We start from the raw sequence: 18,471 nt of genomic DNA on the forward strand, positions 1-18,471 counted from the left end.
CAGGATTTTCCGTCAGCGTCAGGTAACCAGTCACCTACAGCGGAGTGTTGTTACACCATGATGGACAGCTTACGCACGGCTGCTAACAGTCTCGTGCTCAAGATTATTTTCGGTATCATTATCGTGTCGTTCATATTGACCGGCGTGAGCAGTTACCTTATTGGCGGTGGCGCGAACTATGCCGCAAAAGTGAATGGCCAGGAAATCAGCCGTGGTCAGTTCGAGAATGCTTTTGCCGGTGAGCGTAACCGTATGCAGCAACAGCTGGGCGACCAATTCTCTGAACTGGCGGCGAACGAAGGGTACATGAAAACCCTGCGCCAACAGACACTGAACCGTCTTATCGACGAAGCGCTGCTGGATCAGTATGCCAAAAAGCTGGGCCTTGGCATCAGCGACGAGCAGGTGAAAAAAGCGATCTTCGCCACTCAGGCATTCCAGTCTAACGGTAAATTCGACAACGCGCGTTACAACAGCATCGTTAACCAGATGGGCATGACGGCGGATCAATACGCGCAGGCGCTGCGTAACCAGCTGACAACCCAGCAGCTCATCAACGCTGTCGTGGGTACCGATTTCATGCTTAAAGGTGAAACCGACGAACTGGCCGCGCTGGTGGCACAGCAGCGCGTGGTCCGTGAAGCAACCATTGATGTAAACGCCCTGGCGGCGAAACAGCAGGTTAGCGACGCAGACGTTAATGCTTACTACGAGCAGAATAAAAACGCCTTTGTTTCTCCAGAACAGTTCCGCGTGAGCTACATCAAGCTGGATGCAGCTGCGCTGCAGGAAAGCGCGTCTGATGCGGAGATCCAGTCTTACTACGATCAGCATCAGGATCAGTTCACTCAGCCGCAGCGTAACCGCTACAGCGTGATTCAGACCAAAACTGAAGCAGATGCTAAGGCGGTACTGGATGAGCTGAACAAGGGCGCTGATTTCGCCACCGTCGCGAAAGCGAAATCCACCGACATTATCTCTGCGAAAAACGGCGGTGATATGGGCTGGCTGGAAGACGCAACCACGCCGGACGAGCTGAAAAATGCCGGTCTGAAAGAGAAAGGCCAGCTGTCTGGTGTGATTAAATCATCCGTTGGTTTCCTGGTCGTGCGTCTGGACGACATCACCGCGGCGAAAACCAAGCCGCTGGCTGAGGTTCGTGATGATATCGCCGCGAAAGTGAAACAGGAAAAAGCGCTGGATGCCTACTACGCGCTGCAGCAGAAAGTGAGCGATGCTGCCAGCAACGACAACGAATCTCTGGCAGGTGCAGAGCAGGCGGCGGGTGTGAAAGCGGTTGAGACCGGCTGGTTTGGTCGCGACAACCTGCCGGAAGAGCTGAACTTCAAACCGGTTTCCGATGCCATCTTTAACGGTGGTCTGGTGGGCGAGAACGGCACGCCGGGCAGCAACTCTGACATCATTACCGTTGACGGCGATCGCGCCTTTGTTCTGCGCGTCAGCGAGCACAAGCCAGAAGCGGTCAAACCGCTGGCGGAAGTGAAGGATCAGGTCGTCTCTCAGGTTAAGCACAACAAAGCAGAACAGCAGGCTAAACTGGATGCTGAGAAGATTCTGGCCGATCTGAAAGCGGGTAAACAGGACGCGCTGAAAGCGGCTGGCCTGAGCTTCGGTGAGGCGAAAACGCTGAGCCGCACCGGTCAGGATCCAATCAGCCAGGCCGCGTTTGGCCTGACGCTGCCGGCAAAAGATAAGCCAAGCTTCGGCACCACCACCGATATGCAGGGTAACGTTGTTCTGCTGGCGCTGGACGAAGTGAAAGCCGGCACCCTGCCAGAAGCGCAGAAGAAGGCGATGGTTCAGGGCATTACTCAGAACAATGCTCAGATTGCCTTCGAAGCCATGATGAGCAACCTGCGTAAAGAAGCCAAAATCAAGCTGGGTGATGTGATGACTCAGCAGCAGTAATTACGTGTCTGCTCGCAGATTTTCGTAATGCTCTGCAAAAACCAAAGGCCGCCTTCGCGGCCTTTTCCATTTCTGCAATCTGCTGTTTGTGCCTGTTTTCTCCGGCGGCTATCGTTGCGTGGCTGTCAACAAACAAGGAGATAACAGCATGAAATGTGGAATCAAAGCACTGTTAATTACGCTGGCTGTTGCCACCACCGGGATGAGCACTGGCGCGCTGGCGGCGACGCCCGCCGCTAAAACACAGACTACGCAGAGCAAGTCTGACGCGGCAGCACCGGTGCAGGGGCAAACCAAAGCGGCTGTCGCCGGTAAAAACGCAGATGATGACGGTACGCGGGTCAGCATTAACTCGGCCTCGGCAGAGGATCTCGCTCGCGCAATGAACGGTGTCGGCCTGAAAAAAGCGCAGGCCATCGTCAGCTATCGTGAAGAATACGGCCCTTTCAAAACTGTCGACGATCTCAAGCAGGTTCCGGGCATGGGCAGCGCGCTGGTTGAGCGCAACCTCTCACACCTGACACTGTAATAACGCAATTTCTTGCACTGCGGCAAAAGTTTGCCAGGATAAAGAGGTCATACCAGTTATGACCTCTGATCCTATAACAACGAAAGGCTATTGCGCTATGCAGACAAAAATCAAAGTACGCGGTTTCCATCTTGATGTTTACCAGCACGTTAACAACGCCCGCTATCTCGAATTTCTTGAAGAAGCGCGCTGGGACGGACTGGAAAACAGCGAAAGCTTTCAGTGGCTGACCGCGCACAACATCGCGTTCGTGGTCGTCAATATCAATATCAACTACCGCCGCCCGGCCGTGCTGGGCGATGTGCTCACCGTGACCAGTCAGGTACAACAGCTAAACGGCAAGAGCGGCGTGTTAAGCCAGGTGGTGACGCTCGATCCAGAAGGGCAGGTAGTGGCTGATGCGCTGATCACCTTTGTCTGTATCGATCTGAAAACCCAGAAAGCGCTGCCGCTGGAAGGTGAGCTGCGGGAAAAGCTGGAGTTGATGATCGTGTAGAGATTTGACTTCAGTACAAGAAATGATGTTATCACAGAGATAGCATAGCAAAGAGCCAGGGTTAGAAAATGCATGGATCCTGGCGTTAACCAACATCGAAGTGAAATTCGCCGAAATGGCTCGTAACGCATTGGTGAAATTTATCAGTTTCAGGATGAATAACGATGAATATGCTAGAACGAAAATTTTCGAGTAGCGTCAATCACAATGAAGCAGTAGTAAAAATGCTCCGCGAGGATCCTTCCTCTGCTCAAATTTATTTGAATGTTGCGTTGGATGAGATCTATGAAGATCAGGGGATCCCTGCCTATCTCATTGCACTCCGTCAGGTCATCGAAGCCCGCGGCGGCATAGGTGAAATCTCTGCCAAAGCCGGGCTTTCCCGCCAGCAGCTATACCGAACCTTATCAGACAACGGCAACCCAACGCTGACTACGCTAATGAAGGTGACCCGTGCTGCCGGGGTAAAACTGTTCGACAGCACGGTCCGGTAGCCTTATTTAAGCCCGGTCTTTTGCTTCATTGCCGCCATCACGCCGACTTTATCAGCCTGGTAGTGGTTCAGTCCGTTAGCGCGCAGATTACAGGCTGCGCACTGGCCGCAACCGTCGCCTTTGAGACCGTTATAGCAGGTGAGGGTTTCGCTGCGAACTAAATCCAGCTTGCCCCAGTAGTCGGCCAGCGCCCAGGTTTCGGCTTTATCCAGCCACATGAGCGGGGTTTCAAAGCGCGTCTCTTTCGCCATCCCCAGATTGACGGCGTGGTTGAGCGCTTTTACAAACTCATCGCGGCAGTCCGGATATCCTGAGAAGTCGGTCTCGCACACGCCCGTAATTACCGCTTCGGCTTTTACCTGGTAGGCGTATATCGCCGTCAGGGTCAGGAACAGAATATTACGGCCCGGCACGAAGGTGTTCGGAATGCCGCTGGCATCGGGTTCGTAGTCCGGTACGGGAATACTGTCCCGGGTGAGGCTGCTGACGGCCAGTTCGTTTAACAGCGTAACGTCCAGCACCTTGTGCGCGCGTGCCCCCAGTTTTAGGGCCAGTTCACGGGCGACGTCGATTTCAGCGCGGTGACGCTGGCCATAATCGAAAGTCACACAGTGAACTTCATCATACTGATGAAGGGCCTGAACCAGGCAGGTTGTAGAGTCTTGTCCTCCGCTGAACACGACGACGGCACGTTTCATAAATCATCTCGACTGTTACGGTAAAAACGTTATGTTACCGTCTGGCTACGGCGGCGACCAGCTTCTTCACGATTTGGGGGCGGGTAGCCAGGCTTCGGTAAAATCAAACCAGCCGCGGGTGTTGAGGCGTATGCCGTTGACCCCTGGCGGGGCGCTGATTTGATATTGATAATTAAAAAGCGGCGTCAGCACCGCATTTTCCATCAGGCGGTTGAAAATGGCTTGCAGACCGGCGTGACGGTCCCGAGCTTCGGCCTGATTCTGCACTGCATCCAGCGTGGCTTGCAAATGGGCGTAGGCCGGTGCGCTTAACACGTGCGGCCACAGTGCATCGCAGCGCAGCCACTGCTCAAGCGTATACGCTGGCGCTTCGCCAATCAGCCTGTCCCCCATCATGATGTCTGCATCGGCAAGCTGCTGGCATCTGTCCCACGTCTTGGCGTCGTGGAAGATGACGGTCAGTTCACAACCCTGCCGCGCCAGGTACTCCTTTAACTGGCTGGCCATGGTATGTAGCTCAACTGGGAGATGGTAAACCAGCGTCAGCGCCTCAGGCAGGACAACGTCCGTTAAATCAGGCCATTCGGGGATCGTCCAGCCGGGAAGCAGTTCCTCGGTGGGCGTAATGAGCCCTTCGTTGAGCGGAAGCGTGTGCAGAAGTCTGGAGAGATGGATGATATTGATAAGCCGCTTTGCCTGCATCTCGTTCAGGCGCGCGCTCTGCTTCAGCGTGAGGTAACAGAAGCCCAGGCTGGTGCTGCTGCTGACCAGCCTCAGGGTTTCCAGCTCATCGGCCTCGCCAATCGCGATTTGCACCGGGTGACGACAGCTGGTGCCCAGCCTGTAATCAAACAGCTGGGGGGTGATCCAGTATTCGATGGCCTTGAGCAGCGGATGGCTCAGGTGGTACTGCTCATGGCTTTCCAGACGAACCAGGTCGGGCTCAAAGGCGGCCAGCCGGAAGGGACCGCAGCCAACCGCAGGATTGTCGGGATGCGCCAGACGGCTGCAGTAGGTTGCCAGCCTGTGCGCCAGCCAATAGTCCGGCTGATGCAGCATAAACGTCAGACACTGTGGATGCGTTGTTTCGATACGTAAAACGCTTCTGAACAGGGTGCGCAGGGCGGGAAGCGTCAACAGCGCCGTCAGGCTTCGCTGGAGTTGCGCCGTTTCTATTTTATCGCCGTTATGCCAGTGCAGCGTGGAACGAATGTAGAAGTGCCAGCGCAGCCCGTCAGCAGAGACCTCCCAGTGATGCGCCAGATCGCCCGTGGGTTCACTGCTGTTGCCGTTAAAACGCGTCAAACCAGAGAATACCTGTCCCGCCAGATGCTGCTCCGCCCGGCCAGGCAAAAAGCCCGGCTGAAGCGGCTCCAGCGAGCGATAGTAGGGGATGCGCAGCGTCGGCGTGTCGTTTTGCCACTGCCCGCCCAAAAACGGATGCAGTAATGACCGTAGCGCTTCAGGGGCAAGCTGGGCCAGCTCAAGCGCGTTATGCTGCTGCCCGCTCTTCAGCGCCTCTTCCATCATCGCATTGCGCAGTGACTCCGGGCTGGCATGGAACGTTAGCTCACCGCGCTTGCCGCGACCAGACCGCGCGCGCCAGCTGAGCCAGCCCGCCTCCTGGGCCTGACGCAGCAGGGTGCGGACATGCCGTTCGCTACAAAAGCAGCGGCTGGCAAGCTCGCTCACGGTTACGAGCTGCGGAGCGCCGGCGGAAGGTTGCCACAGGCGCTGATACTGGTTAAGGCGGTTAAGCTGGCGCATAAGAAACCCGGAACAATAATTTTCATCTATTCACTATTACTTCCGTATATCTCACACGATACTGATGCACAAGTTAATCGCATCACATTTCAGGAGTAATCATGGCCCGCCTCGCTGCATTTGATATGGACGGTACGCTGTTAATGCCGGATCACCGTCTGGGGGAGAAAACGCTGAATACCCTGAAGCGCCTGCGCGAGCGTGATGTCACCCTGACGTTTGCCACTGGCCGCCACGTGCTGGAGATGCGCCATTTGCTGGGCGCGTTTTCCCTGGATGCGTTTTTAATCACGGGTAACGGAACGCGCATTCACACCGTTGAAGGAGAGGTGCTGCACCGCCAGGATCTCAATCCGGAAGTGGCGGATATTGTCCTGCACAGCACTTGGGACACGCAGGCCAGTATCCACGTCTTTAACGATCAAGGCTGGTTTACCGGAAGCGAAATCCCCGAATTATTGCACGCGCATGTTTACAGCGGCTTCAAATACCAGCTTATCGATCTGCGTCGGATCCCCGCCCACGCGGTGACCAAGATCTGCTTCTGTGGCGATCACGACGATCTTTGCCGCTTACGGATTCAACTGAATGAGGCGCTGGGCGACCGGGCGCACCTGACCTTCTCGGCGGTGGATTGTCTTGAAGTGCTGCCGGTGGGCTGTAACAAAGGTTCCGCCCTGGCGGTGCTGAGCGACCACCTGGGCTTAACGCTGCAGGAGTGTATGGCGTTTGGCGACGCCATGAATGACCGCGAAATGCTGGGCAGCGTGGGGCGCGGTCTGATTATGGGGAATGCGATGCCGCAGCTGATCGCAGAGCTTCCTCATCTGCCGGTTATCGGGCACTGCGGTAAGGAAGCGGTGTCCCATTTTTTGACGCATTGGCTGGACAACAACAACCTCCCATATTCCCCCGAATAGTGAGACCCTTCCAGCAAGCCAGACTTCGGTCTGGCTTTTTTTTATTTCAGCAACTGCGCAATCTGCGCTTTCCACGGGGTGATGTCGCCGACGTTGGCCTGTACCCACTCCGCATTGTAGTAGGTCTCAAGGTAGCGCTCTCCGCTGTCGCACAGCAGCGTGACGATGGAGCCGGTACGGCCTTCCTCGCGCATGCGTGCCGCAAGCTGCAGCGCGCCCCACATGTTGGTGCCCGTTGATGCGCCGACCTTGCGGCCGAGCTGCGTCTCCAGCCAGTGCGCGGTGGCGACGCTGGCGGCGTCCGGCACGCGAAGCATTTCATCCACAACGTCAGGAATGAACGACGGTTCCACGCGCGGGCGGCCAATTCCTTCAATTTTACTGCCCACCGGGCTGCGCAGGCCGGCATCGCGGCTTTGCCAGTAGTCGAGGAACACGGAGTTCTGCGGGTCAACCACCATCAGCTGGGTATCGTAGCCCTGACAGCGGATGTAGCGTCCGATTGTGGCTGACGTGCCGCCGGTACCGGCGCTCATCACAATGTACGACGGAACCGGATGCGGCTCGTGGGTCATCTGGCGGAAAATACTGTCGGCAATGTTGTTATTGCCGCGCCAGTCCGTCGCGCGCTCGGCGAAGGTGAACTGGTCCATATAGTGGCCGTTTAGCTCGCGGGCCAGCATTTCAGAGGCGGCGTAGATTTCGCAGGCGCTTTCCACAAAGTGGCAGCGTCCTCCGTAAAATTCGATCTGCTCGATTTTGCGTTTTGCGGTGCAGGAGGGCATCACCGCGATAAACGGCAGGCCCAGCAGGCGAGCGAAATAGGCTTCAGACACCGCCGTTGAACCGGATGAGGATTCAATAATGGTGGTGCCTTCTTTAATCCAGCCGTTGCACAAACCGTATAAAAACAGCGAGCGAGCCAGGCGGTGCTTCAGGCTACCGGTTGGATGAGTACTTTCATCCTTCAGGTAGAGCTGAATACCGTCAAATCCCGGCAGGGAGAGGCGAATCAGGTGGGTATCCGCCGAGCGCTGGTAGTCGGCATTGATTTCGCTGATGGCATGTTTAACCCAGGTGCTATTCATCGTAGTTATCCGTTTGTCATTTTGTGCCCAGCATAGCGAAAAGCACAGAAAAAATTGTTGCTATCTGGCCTTTAAAATAGAATGAAGGGAGAAAAATTTTCTCTGTGAGGTGGGTATGCTAGATAAAATTGACCGCAAGCTCCTTTCATTGCTGCAAAGTGACTGTACCCTCTCTTTGCAGGCGCTGGCAGATGCCGTTAATCTGACCACCACACCGTGCTGGAAGCGCCTAAAAAAGCTGGAAGATGACGGCATTCTTCTGGGCCGCGTCGCGTTGCTCGATCCCGAAAAACTGGGGCTTGGGCTGACGGCATTTGTGCTGATAAAAACCCAGCATCACAGCAGCGAGTGGTATTGCCGCTTCGTCACCCAGGTGTCTGAGATGCCCGAGGTGCTCGGCTTCTGGCGTATGGCCGGCGAGTACGACTATCTGATGCGCGTCCAGGTGGCTGACATGAAGCGCTATGATGACTTCTACAAGCGGCTGGTGAACAGCGTCCCGGGCTTGTCGGACGTCACCTCAAGCTTCGCCATGGAACAGATTAAGTACACCACAGCATTACCCATTGAATAACTTCGTAAAATACCTTCAGGAACAAACCGCGTGCGATTATTTGCCCAATTAAGCTGGTACTTTCGTCGGGAGTGGCAACGCTACCTCGGTGCAGTCGCCCTGCTTATTATCATTGCCATTTTGCAGCTGATCCCGCCGAAGGTGGTGGGCTACGTCGTGGATGGCGTCACTGAACAGCATTACACCACCGCACGGGTGTTGATGTGGGTCGGCACGCTGGTGCTGACGGCGGTCATTGTTTATCTCCTGCGCTACGTCTGGCGCGTGCTGCTGTTTGGCGCGTCCTATCAGCTGGCCGTTGAGCTGCGTGAAGATTTTTACCGCCAGCTGAGCCGACAGCATCCTGAGTTTTATCTCCGCCACCGCACCGGGGACCTCATCGCCCGCGCGACGAACGACGTCGATCGCGTGGTCTTTGCCGCCGGGGAAGGGGTATTAACGCTGGTGGACTCGCTGGTGATGGGCTGCGCGGTGCTGATCGTCATGTCCACGCAGATCAGCTGGCAGCTGACCCTGCTGGCGCTGCTGCCGATGCCGATCATGGCGCTGGCGATCAATCGCTACGGCGAACAGCTGCACGAACGCTTCAAGCTGGCGCAGGCGGCGTTTTCATCTCTGAACGATCGCACCCAGGAGAGCATGACCAGCATCCGCATGATCAAAGCGTTTGGCCTGGAAGATCGGCAGTCCGCGCTGTTTGCCGCCGATGCGGCAGACACGGGGGCGAAAAACATGCGCGTCGCGCGTATTGATGCGCGATTTGATCCAACGATTTATGTCGCAATCGGCATGGCAAACCTGCTTGCCATTGGCGGCGGAAGCTGGATGGTGGTGCAGGGCACGCTGACCCTGGGGCAATTGACCAGCTTTGCGATGTATCTGGGGCTGATGATTTGGCCGATGCTGGCGCTGGCCTGGATGTTTAATATCGTGGAGCGCGGCAGCGCCGCCTACAGCCGCATTCGCGCCATGCTGGCCGAAGCGCCTGTGGTCAATGACGGCAGCGAAGCGGTGCCGGAAGGGCGCGGCGTTATGAACGTCGACGTTCGCAAATTTGTCTATCCGCAAACGGAACATCCGGTGCTGGAGAACGTTAGCTTTACGCTGCAGCCGGGCCAGATGCTGGGCATCTGCGGCCCGACGGGCTCCGGAAAAAGTACCGTGCTTTCTCTGCTTCAGCGCCACTTTGACGTCACCGAGGGCGATATTCGTTTCCATGATATCCCCCTGCCGAACCTGCTGCTGGACGAGTGGCGTGGCCGTCTGGCGGTGGTCAGCCAGACGCCGTTTTTATTTTCAGATACCGTGGCGAATAACATTGCGCTTGGTCACCCGTCGGCGACGCAGGAGGAGATCGAGCACGTGGCGCGCTTAGCCAGCGTGCATGACGATATTTTGCGTCTGCCGCAGGGCTACGAAACGGAAGTCGGTGAACGTGGCGTCATGCTGTCCGGCGGGCAGAAACAGCGAATCTCGATTGCCCGCGCGCTGCTGCTGAATGCTGAAATCCTCATTCTGGATGATGCCCTTTCCGCCGTAGATGGCCGTACCGAGCATCAAATTCTGCATAACCTGCGCCAGTGGGGCGACGGACGCACGGTGATTATCAGCGCCCACCGTTTGTCAGCGCTCACCGAGGCCAGCGAAATTCTGGTCTTACAGCACGGGCACATTGCCCAGCGCGGGCAGCATGAAACGCTTGCCGAGCAGCCGGGCTGGTATCGCGATATGTACCGCTATCAACAGCTTGAGGCGGCGCTGGACGATGCGCCGGAACAGGATCGGGAGGCCGCCAATGCGTAAGCTCGGAACGATGTGGCCGACGCTCAAACGTCTGCTGGCCTACGGCTCGCCGTGGCGCAAGCCGCTCTCTGTGGCCGTGCTTTTACTCTGGATAGCGGCGATTGCTGAAGTGAGCGGGCCGTTGCTCATCAGCTACTTCATCGACAATATGGTCGCCAAAAGCTACCTGCCTCTGGGGCTGGTGGCGGGCTTAGGCGTGGCCTACGTTGGCCTGCAGCTGGCGGCGGCAGGGCTGCACTATGCGCAGTCGCTGCTGTTTAACCGTGCCGCCGTGGGCGTGGTTCAGCAGCTGCGCACGGATGTAATGGACGCGGCGCTTCGCCAGCCGCTCAGCGAGTTTGATATCCAGCCGGTCGGGCAGGTGATTTCGCGGGTGACCAACGATACCGAGGTGATCCGCGATCTGTACGTCACCGTGGTCGCAACGGTGTTACGCAGCGCGGCGCTGATCGGCGCGATGCTGGTGGCGATGTTCAGCCTCGACTGGCGCATGGCGCTGGTGGCAATTACCATCTTCCCGGCGGTGCTGATCGTGATGATCATCTACCAGCGCTACAGCACGCCAATCGTGCGCCGGGTGCGTGTCTATCTGGCCGACATCAACGATGGCTTCAACGAAGTGATCAACGGCATGAGCGTCATTCAGCAGTTCCGCCAGCAGGCGCGCTTTGGCGAGCGGATGGGCGAAGCCAGCCGTTCGCACTACATGGCGCGTATGCAGACGCTGCGCCTCGACGGCTTCCTGCTGCGTCCGCTGCTCAGCCTTTTCTCTGCGCTGGTGCTTTGCGGTTTACTGATGCTCTTTGGCCTGAGCTCAAGCGGTACGATTGAAGTCGGCGTGCTGTACGCCTTTATTAGCTATCTGGGGCGCCTCAACGAGCCGCTGATCGAGCTCACCACCCAGCAATCGATGCTGCAGCAGGCGGTCGTCGCCGGCGAGCGCGTTTTTGAGCTGATGGACAGGCCGCGCCAGGCCTACGGCACAGATGAGCGACCTCTGCAAAGCGGCGCAATTGCCTTTGATAACGTCTCGTTTGCCTATCGCGAAGACCGGCTGGTGTTGCAGGACATTACGCTGGACGTTCCGTCGCGCGGTTTTGTGGCGCTGGTAGGGCATACGGGCAGCGGCAAGAGCACGCTCGCCAGCCTGTTGATGGGCTACTACCCGGTCACGCAGGGCGAAATCCGCCTCGACGGGCGCCCGCTCGCGTCTCTCAGCCACAACGTGTTGCGTAAAGGCGTCGCGATGGTGCAGCAGGATCCAGTCGTCCTGGCCGATACCTTCTACGCCAACGTGACCCTGGGGCGAGACTACACCCAGGAGCAGGTCTGGGAGGTGCTGGAAAAAGTGCAGCTGGCGGAACTGGCGCGCGGGTTTAGCGACGGGATCAATACGAAGCTGGGGGAGCAGGGGAACAACCTCTCCGTTGGGCAAAAGCAGCTTCTCGCGCTGGCGCGGGTGCTGATCGAAACCCCGCAGGTGCTGATTCTGGATGAAGCGACGGCCAGCATTGACTCCGGCACCGAGCAGGCCATCCAGCAGGCGCTGGCCGCGGTACGCGACCATACGACGCTGGTGGTGATTGCTCATCGCCTTTCCACCATTGTCGATGCCGATACCATTCTGGTGCTGCATCGAGGACAAGCGGTGGAGCGCGGCACGCACCGCGAACTGCTGGAAGCTCAAGGGCGCTACTGGCAGATGTACCAGCTTCAGCTGGCGGGCGAAGAGCTGGCCGCCAGCGTGCGCGAGGAAGAGTCGCTCAGCGCCTGATGCACCAAAACAAAGCAACGCGCTAACAGCCATTCCTGTTGGTGCAATACTGAAACGCACCGTGCACCGACATGGTGCGTTTTTTTTCGCCGGTTCGTTAATGAAGACGGCGTAACGCTCGTTGCACCGCTTTTCTCCCTCGTTTTCATTTCTGGCACACCCCTTGCAATACCTTCTCCGTGAGCTGCGGCCATTACCGAATTCTGACTGGAGGGGATCTATGAAGCTGGTTACGGTGGTAATCAAACCATTCAAACTCGAAGACGTGCGTGAAGCGTTGTCTTCAATGGGTATTCAGGGACTGACTGTCACCGAAGTGAAAGGCTTTGGTCGTCAGAAGGGTCATGCCGAGCTTTACCGCGGGGCGGAATACAGCGTTAACTTTCTGCCAAAAGTAAAAATTGATGTCGCGATTGCTGACGATCAGCTTGATGAAGTGATTGATGTCATTAGCAAAGCGGCCTACACCGGCAAAATTGGCGACGGCAAAATTTTCGTTGCCGAACTGCAGCGCGTCATTCGCATTCGTACCGGCGAATCTGACGAAGCGGCACTGTAAATAACGCCTGGCACACAGTGATAGGGATCGAGAAAATGAAGATAGCAACACTTAAAACGGGTCTGGGTTCGCTGGCACTGCTGCCGGGCCTGGCGCTGGCTGCCCCAGCCGTGGCAGACAAAGCCGATAACGCCTTTATGATGATCAGCACCGCGCTGGTGCTGTTCATGTCTATCCCGGGCATTGCGCTGTTCTACGGCGGCCTGATCCGCGGTAAAAACGTTCTCTCCATGCTGACGCAGGTTGCCGTGACGTTCGCGCTGGTCTGCGTGCTGTGGGTGGTTTACGGCTACTCGCTGGCCTTCGGTACCGGCAACGCCTTCTTTGGCAACTTCGACTGGGTGATGCTGAAAAATATTGAGCTGACCGCGCTGATGGGCAGCTTCTACCAGTACATCCACGTTGCTTTCCAGGGCTCGTTCGCCTGCATCACCGTCGGGCTGATCGTGGGCGCGCTTGCTGAGCGCATTCGTTTCTCTGCCGTTTTGATCTTTGTGGTGGTCTGGCTGACGCTCTCCTATGTGCCGATTGCGCACATGGTCTGGGGCGGTGGTCTGCTGGCGAGCCATGGTGCGCTGGACTTCGCGGGCGGTACCGTTGTGCACATCAACGCCGCGGTAGCGGGTCTGGTGGGAGCATACCTGATTGGCAAACGCGTGGGCTTCGGTAAAGAAGCGTTCAAACCGCACAACCTGCCGATGGTGTTTACCGGTACGGCTATCCTCTACTTTGGCTGGTTTGGCTTCAACGCCGGTTCCGCAAGTGCCGCGAACGAAATCGCCGCGCTGGCCTTCGTGAACACCGTTGTGGCCACGGCTGGTGCAATTCTTTCCTGGGTATTCGGCGAGTGGGCGGTACGCGGTAAACCTTCTCTGCTGGGTGCCTGTTCGGGGGCCATTGCCGGTCTGGTCGGTATCACCCCGGCGTGCGGCTATGTGGGTGTGGGCGGTGCGCTGCTGGTTGGTCTGGTCGCAGGCCTTGCGGGTCTGTGGGGCGTCACCGCCCTGAAGCGCGTGCTGCGCGTTGACGACCCTTGCGATGTGTTCGGCGTCCACGGCGTCTGCGGCATCGTCGGCTGTATCATGACCGGTATCTTCGCCGCGAAATCGCTGGGTGGCGTGGGTTACGCAGAAGGTGTCACCATGGTTCACCAGGTGCTGGTACAGCTGGAAAGTATCGCCATTACCGTTGTGTGGTCTGCCGTTGTCGCCTTCATCGGCTATAAGCTGGCGGATATGACGGTGGGTCTGCGCGTACCGGAAGAGCAGGAGCGCGAAGGTCTCGACGTCAACAGCCACGGCGAGAATGCGTATAACGCATAATAAAAAGCAAAACGGCAATCTCCGATTGCCGTTTTTAGTATTTCTTCCCTCTCCCCGTGGGAGAGGGTCAGGGTGAAGGCAAAATCACCCGCGATTACGCATCACCCCTTCCTGCACCGTAGAAGCGACCAGCACGCCGTCCTGGGTATAAAACTCTCCACGCACAAATCCGCGAGCGCTCGACGCTGAGGTACTCTCCACGCTGTAAAGCAGCCACTCATTCATATTGAACGGACGGTGGAACCACATGGAGTGATCGATGGTTGCGACCTGCATCCCTTTTTCAAGGAAGCCAACGCCGTGCGGCTGTAGCGCAACCGGCAGGAAGTTAAAGTCTGACGCGTAGCCCAGCAGATACTGATGCACGCGGAAATCTTCCGGCACTGTGCCGTTGGCGCGGATCCAGACCTGGCGTTTCGGCTCGGCGGTATGGCCTTTCATCGGGTTGTGGAACTCAACCGGGCGGATCTCCAGCGGTTTATCGCAGAGAAACTTCTCTTTGACCTGCGGCGGAAGCAGATGCGCCAGCGCGCGGGCGATATCGGTCTCTGATTTTAGCTCGTCCGGCGACGGTGCTGGCGGCATCACTTTCTGATGCTCATACCCCGGCTCCGGCGCCTGGAATGAGGCGGTCATATAAAAGATAGGCTTACCGTTCTGAACGGCCGCCACGCGGCGTGCGCTGAAGCTGTTGCCGTCTCGCAGAACTTCAACGTCATATACGATCGGTTTAGCGCTGTCGCCAGGGCGTAAGAAATAGCTGTGGAATGAGTGCACCAGACGGTCTGCAGGGACGGTCTCCTTTGCAGCGTACAGCGCTTGTCCAACGACTTGCCCGCCGAAGACCTGACGTAAGCCCAGGTCTTCGCTCTGTCCGCGAAAGAGTCCTTCCTCAATTTTTTCCAGATTCAGTAATGTCAGCAGATTGTTCAGTGCCTGACTCATAGTTGTCCTCAATATACGCCGTAGCGAAAGATAGGCTGAGTATAACGCAGAAATGAAAGTGGTCCGATGGGTAGAATAATCTGAATGTCGGCACGTTTTTAGGCATTAATCGGTGATCTGTGCCACACTTAAAAACGTTATGTGATTGAAACGACATCGGATGGGATCGATCCCGCTGGTGCATTGATGATAAGGAGACTTCAATGAAACTCGTGCCCATGCTAAGTGGTGTAGCTATTGCGGTGGCGTTGTCCGCCTGTGCCGGTAAGAGCGCCCAGGTGCCGGTACCAGCTGCAGATCCGAACGGGATTAATACCCTTTCACAGCAATCCATTCAGCAGCCTAACGTTTCTGGTACAATCTGGATTAAACAGAGAGTCGCGCTGCCGCCGGATGCGGTATTAACGGTAACGCTGTCTGATGCTTCCCTGGCTGACGCACCGTCGAAAGTGCTGGCCCAGCGCGCGGTCCGTACTGAAGGTAAGCAGGCTCCGTTTAGCTTCGTGTTGCCATATAACCCGTCAGACGTGCAGCCGAATGCCCGTATTCTGCTGAGCGCAGCGGTAACCATCAACGGCAAGCTGGTCTTTATCACCGATACGGTCCAGGAAGCGATTAACCACGGTGGAACCAAAATCGACCTGAATCTGGTGCCGGTGCAGCAAACCGAAGTCCCGGTTGCTCCACAGACCAACCAGCCGTCCCTGCCAACCCCACCGACTCAGATGTAACTGTTGCTATTACCCTCTCCTTCGGGGGAGGGTTTAGTACACCCAGCGGTATTTCTGCAGATCAATCTGTCCTGCTCCCGACACCTGCACACCCTCTGAAAGCAATGCCTGACGCTGACGCTGGAGATCCGGCCCGGTTAACGAGATGGCGCCATGACGGTTTACCACCCTGTGCCAGGGCAGCGTACTCCCTTCCGGCAGGCGTTTGAGGACGCCACCAACCTGTCGCGCCGCGCGCGGGGAACCGGCCAGCCGTGCTACATCACCATAGGTAGTGACGTAGCCTTCCGGAATCGAGGCCACGATTTGCCATACGCGCTGGGGAAAGGAGTCCTGTTCGTCCATACCTTCACCTGTGGGGATGTTTGGAACGTCATGGTAAACGAAGTTCGTCCTGATTGCTGCGCCTGTTTGCGCAAGAAACCAGCATCCGGTTCCTGGTCGCTTGCAATTGGCTCTTCGCACAGGGATAATGCGCCAGCGCGTTGGTTATCAACGCTCTCAATGGGGGCTCTGTTGGTTCTCCCGCAACGCTACTCTGTTCACCAGGTCAGGTCCGGAAGGAAGCAGCCAGGGCAGACGACGTGGGTGCCGGGATGTAGCTGGCAGGGCCCCCACCCATTTGTGGCCTCATCCCATCTTTCCTGTTTCTCTCCCTTTTTAGCCTTTATCCACAATAATACAATGCCTATACCGTGTAATATATATTTCATCGCTATGAAATATTATTGTCATAAACCTGTAATAATAGACTGGCATTTTATAATTGGACGTCTATTTTCGTCAAAATTCAAAAAAATATAGATCTGGATAACAGTGATAACTTCGTGTATTAAATAAAGCACTTATTCCGAAGGGAAGTGACAAACATGGCTACTGCAGTTTTAAATGTTAAAATTGACGAAGCGCTAAAAGAAAGACTCCGCCACTATGCGGAAGTAAATAACGAAAATTTAAGCGTGACCACAGAGAAACTGCTGCTGCTGGCGTTTGAAGCAGTAGAAGAGGCGGGAGTATCGGAAGAGGATATTGATAATCAGCATACGGAAGAAGAGAGTGTTTCTCCTTTTACTCCTAAAGAAATCAAGGCTCTACGTAAACTTCTGAAGAAGAGAAAATGAAACAACAACTGTCAACTGCCAGTGACTACAACGAGGCCTGCGCTCTGTTGCGTTCAGGCTACGTGAAGCATGTACGTCTTGGCTGGAATGTTGGAAGCGATGAGTTCTTTCGTATTGCGTCTGACTGGTGTGATACCGGTGCAAAAATAAAGAAAGACGGTGATAACTTCGTTATTTCATTGAAAGGTTTCCCCATTCCTCCTCAGCACTAAATCCTGACCAGTGAAAACTGCTGACTGCATATATTACAGTCAGCAGTTTTTATTTTATGATCCAGTTCAAAATTTTAATATTAAACCAGGCTGCGTTTGACTGCTGGCGTATTTGAATTTAGCGCGAGCCATAACGGTTTAATCCGCAGCAACGCCGCTTCCAGCTCCGCTGGCTCCAGCGAAAAGGGCATACGTAAAAAGCGGTCAAACGCTCCCGATAAGCCAAACCGCGTCCCGGTTCCCAGGTTAATCCCGATGATTTCTGCCCGTGCGGCAAGCTGTGTCGCCAGCATGCCGGGAAGCTCGATCCAGTAAGAGAGCCCACCTTCCGCCTCATGAAACGTCCACTCCGGGAAATGTTCTCGCAGCAGGTCACTGCATCGATCGCGCCGTTGCGCCAGCATCTTGCGGCGAGCGGGCAGAAAACGCTCGCTATTGTCGATAAGCCACAGCGTTGCCAGCTGCTCCAGCAGCGGCGAGCCTAAATCCAGCGTATCGCGCGTCTGGGCGAGCGTGGCGATAGTACGCGAGGAGGCGCGGATCCAGCCGAGACGCAGCCCGCCCCAGAAGCTTTTTCCGGCAGAGCCTAACGTTATCACGCTGGCCTGCGGGTTAAACGATGCCAGCGGCGGCGGTGGAGGCGAATCAAACCAGAGATCGACCATCGTTTCATCAACGACCAGCGCCGTGCGGGTCTGGGCTGCAATATCTGCGATTGCCTGACGGGTGGCGATATCCATACATCGTCCGGTTGGGTTGTGAAAATCTGGCATCAGGTAGGCCAGGCGCGGCGCGGTCTGGGCAAGCGTGGCCGCGAATCCATCCGTATCCCAGCCCGTTTCCGGCAGCGACACTCCTACAGGCCGACACTGCGCCCCCTGAATAGCGGCAATCGCCAGCGGATAGGTGGGGTGATCGACCACCACGCGATCCCCCGGTCCGGCCATCATCCGCAGCACCAGCGCAAACCCGCTGACGGCACCGTTGACCACCATCACCTCGTCTGCCCGGGTGGGAAGACCTCGTGCGGTATAGCGCGCAGCGATGGCCTCCCGCAGCGCCGGCAGCCCAAGCTGATCGTACCCCGTCAGGGAGAGGTGCTGAGTAATAGCCGTAAGCGCATGGGTGTAAGCCTGGTGGATCTCTGGCCCGGCATTGAGGGCGGCAGTGGAGAGATCCAGGGCGACGCTCGCTGCGGAAAGGGTGGGAACGGCGCGTGCATCCGGGAGGATGACGCGCGACCCGCTGCCGTGGCGGCTTTCAAGATATCCCTCTTCACGCAGGTGGGCGAGGGCGCTACTGACGGTGGTTCGGCTCACGTCCAGCGCCGTCGCCAGCTCACGCTCACCCGGCAGGCGCGTATGCAGCGCCAGCCGGCCATCAAGGATTAACAGGCGCAGCGCGTCGGCCAGCTGGCGCCAGAGCGGAGTGCGGGATGAGGTTTGCTGCCAGTGCCCTAAGAGGCGTACCAAAGACTGGCTTCCGAAGCGGCGTGATGACATATGCAGT

18 protein-coding genes, 1 other RNA gene and 1 pseudogene are annotated in these 18,471 nt (G+C 56.8%); 14 read left to right on the forward strand and 6 right to left on the reverse strand.

All coding sequences use genetic code 11. The annotated features are described in order from the left end of the window. Positions 1 to 57 precede the first annotated feature (57 nt). From ppiD to USG84_RS15220, 4 genes are all read left to right on the forward strand, one after another. Positions 58 to 1,929 (forward strand): peptidylprolyl isomerase, encoded by a 1,872-nt coding sequence (ppiD, locus tag USG84_RS15205; protein ID WP_151413944.1) that lies wholly within the window; start codon positions 58 to 60, stop codon positions 1,927 to 1,929. A 148-nt stretch (positions 1,930 to 2,077) separates the two neighbouring features. Beyond that, complete coding sequence (locus tag USG84_RS15210; protein ID WP_253540925.1) at positions 2,078 to 2,458, forward strand: helix-hairpin-helix domain-containing protein; 381 nt, start codon at positions 2,078 to 2,080, stop codon at positions 2,456 to 2,458. A 97-nt stretch (positions 2,459 to 2,555) separates the two neighbouring features. Further along, positions 2,556 to 2,954 (forward strand): YbgC/FadM family acyl-CoA thioesterase, encoded by a 399-nt coding sequence (locus USG84_RS15215; RefSeq protein WP_014830880.1) that lies wholly within the window; start codon positions 2,556 to 2,558, stop codon positions 2,952 to 2,954. A 164-nt stretch (positions 2,955 to 3,118) separates the two neighbouring features. After that, positions 3,119 to 3,448 carry an addiction module antidote protein gene (locus tag USG84_RS15220; protein ID WP_151413942.1) on the forward strand — a complete coding sequence of 110 codons (330 nt, stop codon included), beginning with the start codon at positions 3,119 to 3,121 and terminating at the stop codon, positions 3,446 to 3,448. A 2-nt stretch (positions 3,449 to 3,450) separates the two neighbouring features. On the opposite strand, the gene queC is transcribed toward USG84_RS15220, so the two are convergent. Together queC and USG84_RS15230 are read right to left on the reverse strand one after the other, a co-directional pair. Further along, complete coding sequence (queC, locus tag USG84_RS15225) at positions 3,451 to 4,146, reverse strand: 7-cyano-7-deazaguanine synthase QueC (protein WP_151413941.1); 696 nt, start codon at positions 4,144 to 4,146, stop codon at positions 3,451 to 3,453. A 66-nt stretch (positions 4,147 to 4,212) separates the two neighbouring features. After that, positions 4,213 to 5,913, reverse strand: a complete 1,701-nt coding sequence (locus USG84_RS15230) for an SgrR family transcriptional regulator (protein ID WP_253540928.1) — start codon at positions 5,911 to 5,913, stop codon at positions 4,213 to 4,215. Between the two features lie 101 nt (positions 5,914 to 6,014). Between USG84_RS15230 and cof the strand changes: the two genes are divergently transcribed. After that, complete coding sequence (cof, locus tag USG84_RS15235; protein ID WP_061099034.1) at positions 6,015 to 6,833, forward strand: HMP-PP phosphatase; 819 nt, start codon at positions 6,015 to 6,017, stop codon at positions 6,831 to 6,833. A 41-nt stretch (positions 6,834 to 6,874) separates the two neighbouring features. Here the strand turns inward: cof and USG84_RS15240 are convergent, their stop codons facing one another. Further along, entirely contained in the window at positions 6,875 to 7,921 is a 1,047-nt protein-coding gene (locus USG84_RS15240) for a PLP-dependent cysteine synthase family protein (RefSeq protein ID WP_061099033.1), read from the reverse strand. A gap of 115 nt (positions 7,922 to 8,036) precedes the next feature. Here USG84_RS15240 and USG84_RS15245 point away from each other — a divergent pair, with 115 nt between their 5' ends. From USG84_RS15245 to amtB, 5 genes are all read left to right on the forward strand, one after another. After that, on the forward strand, positions 8,037 to 8,495 hold the full coding sequence (locus USG84_RS15245) for an Lrp/AsnC family transcriptional regulator (protein ID WP_008503307.1): 459 nt from the start codon (positions 8,037 to 8,039) through the stop codon (positions 8,493 to 8,495). Positions 8,496 to 8,525: 30 nt separating this feature from the next. Further along, on the forward strand, positions 8,526 to 10,298 hold the full coding sequence (locus USG84_RS15250) for a SmdA family multidrug ABC transporter permease/ATP-binding protein (protein WP_151413940.1): 1,773 nt from the start codon (positions 8,526 to 8,528) through the stop codon (positions 10,296 to 10,298). After that, complete coding sequence (locus USG84_RS15255; RefSeq protein ID WP_320738357.1) at positions 10,291 to 12,072, forward strand: SmdB family multidrug efflux ABC transporter permease/ATP-binding protein; 1,782 nt, start codon at positions 10,291 to 10,293, stop codon at positions 12,070 to 12,072. Before USG84_RS15250 ends, USG84_RS15255 begins: the two co-directional genes overlap by 8 nt. A 220-nt stretch (positions 12,073 to 12,292) precedes the next feature. After that, positions 12,293 to 12,631 (forward strand): P-II family nitrogen regulator, encoded by a 339-nt coding sequence (gene glnK, locus USG84_RS15260; RefSeq protein ID WP_008503304.1) that lies wholly within the window; start codon positions 12,293 to 12,295, stop codon positions 12,629 to 12,631. A gap of 35 nt (positions 12,632 to 12,666) precedes the next feature. Then, positions 12,667 to 13,953 carry an ammonium transporter AmtB gene (amtB, locus tag USG84_RS15265; protein ID WP_221552311.1) on the forward strand — a complete coding sequence of 429 codons (1,287 nt, stop codon included), beginning with the start codon at positions 12,667 to 12,669 and terminating at the stop codon, positions 13,951 to 13,953. Between the two features lie 84 nt (positions 13,954 to 14,037). Here amtB and tesB read toward each other — a convergent pair whose 3' ends face one another. Further along, the gene (gene tesB, locus USG84_RS15270) at positions 14,038 to 14,898 is read right to left on the reverse strand and encodes an acyl-CoA thioesterase II (protein ID WP_116341587.1); all 861 of its coding nucleotides are present in this window, start codon (positions 14,896 to 14,898) and stop codon (positions 14,038 to 14,040) included. Positions 14,899 to 15,101: 203 nt separating this feature from the next. On the opposite strand from tesB, the gene USG84_RS15275 reads away from it, so the two are divergent. Next, positions 15,102 to 15,629 carry a YbaY family lipoprotein gene (locus tag USG84_RS15275; protein WP_028012173.1) on the forward strand — a complete coding sequence of 176 codons (528 nt, stop codon included), beginning with the start codon at positions 15,102 to 15,104 and terminating at the stop codon, positions 15,627 to 15,629. 33 nt (positions 15,630 to 15,662) lie between these two features. Here USG84_RS15275 and USG84_RS15280 read toward each other — a convergent pair. After that, positions 15,663 to 16,059: pseudogene (locus tag USG84_RS15280) on the reverse strand (MGMT family protein). Between the two features lie 84 nt (positions 16,060 to 16,143). Between USG84_RS15280 and ffs the strand changes: the two are divergent. The 3 genes from ffs (at position 16,144) to USG84_RS15295 (ending at position 16,962) form a co-directional block, all read left to right on the forward strand. Further along, an RNA gene (gene ffs / locus USG84_RS15285) (signal recognition particle sRNA small type) lies at positions 16,144 to 16,240 on the forward strand. A 258-nt stretch (positions 16,241 to 16,498) separates the two neighbouring features. Next, complete coding sequence (locus USG84_RS15290) at positions 16,499 to 16,750, forward strand: hypothetical protein (RefSeq protein ID WP_006176926.1); 252 nt, start codon at positions 16,499 to 16,501, stop codon at positions 16,748 to 16,750. Then, positions 16,747 to 16,962 (forward strand): hypothetical protein, encoded by a 216-nt coding sequence (locus tag USG84_RS15295; protein WP_028012176.1) that lies wholly within the window; start codon positions 16,747 to 16,749, stop codon positions 16,960 to 16,962. The genes USG84_RS15290 and USG84_RS15295 overlap by 4 nt, the downstream gene beginning before the upstream one ends. An 80-nt stretch (positions 16,963 to 17,042) precedes the next feature. Here USG84_RS15295 and USG84_RS15300 read toward each other — a convergent pair whose 3' ends face one another. Continuing rightward, positions 17,043 to 18,464: a PLP-dependent aminotransferase family protein gene (locus USG84_RS15300; RefSeq protein WP_253540934.1), complete on the reverse strand. Its 1,422-nt coding sequence runs from the start codon at positions 18,462 to 18,464 to the stop codon at positions 17,043 to 17,045. Between the last annotated feature and the right edge of the window lie 7 nt (positions 18,465 to 18,471).

Source organism: Enterobacter sp. 168J2 (assembly GCF_034107265.1).
Taxonomy (GTDB): Bacteria; Pseudomonadota; Gammaproteobacteria; order Enterobacterales; family Enterobacteriaceae; genus Enterobacter; species Enterobacter nematophilus.